Annotated in this window: 1 protein-coding gene; it reads left to right on the top strand. The window is 53.6% G+C overall.

Going from position 1 to position 757, the window contains the following annotated elements; all coding sequences use genetic code 11:
* Positions 1-258 (top strand): hypothetical protein (locus tag AWB67_RS41290; protein WP_159965179.1); only part of this gene is annotated, 258 nt, incomplete at its 5' end.
* Between the last annotated feature and the right edge of the window lie 499 nt (positions 259-757).

Genomic DNA, 757 nt, shown 5'->3' with positions numbered 1-757 from the left:
CATTTGAAACACGTCGCCGCTTCGGCACAGGAAGAATGGCTGGTGGGAACGCTAGCTAAATCCAGCCGCCAAGAGCGAATGGGGTCGGCCAACCGCGCGATCGGTATGCCGGCATGCTATGACGAAGGACGGCACCCGTGGAACATCATAATTTTTTATGGTGTCGAAAAAAAAGCTTTAGATTCAGTCACCTATCGGATGATTTGCAAGTTGTTTCACGGGAAAAAGATGTGCGGTGGCGACGGACTCGTCGTTTAAAGAAAAATCCGACCTATATAACCGAGTTGTGCAGAACCTGTATGGGCCGACACACGTTCTGTAGCATCCGATACGTTCCAAACTCGGCATCGAGATCGTCGATGCAGTTAAAAAACTCTATCGAGAGCGATGAAAATTGAGTCGCTTTGATCCTGCCGAGGACGAATCAGTAGAATGAGAGAGTGGCACGACGGGATCCTTTCCACTGGATTAGGGAAATCGGCGGCGCCCACGCGTCGCCAAGGCGGAACCGCCCATATGAGGAAAAGCTGTTCATGCCGAGTGCCGAGTCTCCCATCGAACCCGCAGTCTCGATGCGCCGGAATTAACGCCCGTGGTGGGAGATGTCAGTCAGCTTCTCGAAACGGTCTAGCTCATGAGCGAAGGAACGTACGGAAATCTGGCGTCGGGGCGTGCGCCGCACGCTCTGCTAAGGCTGGGTGCAGCGATGCGCAGTCAGGACGAAGGTTCGAATCTTATTCCCGACTCGGTGTGAAGT

It is taken from the genome of Caballeronia terrestris (assembly GCF_001544515.1).
Taxonomy (GTDB): domain Bacteria; phylum Pseudomonadota; class Gammaproteobacteria; order Burkholderiales; family Burkholderiaceae; genus Caballeronia; species Caballeronia terrestris.
This window is presented reverse-complemented; position numbering and strand designations above follow the sequence as displayed.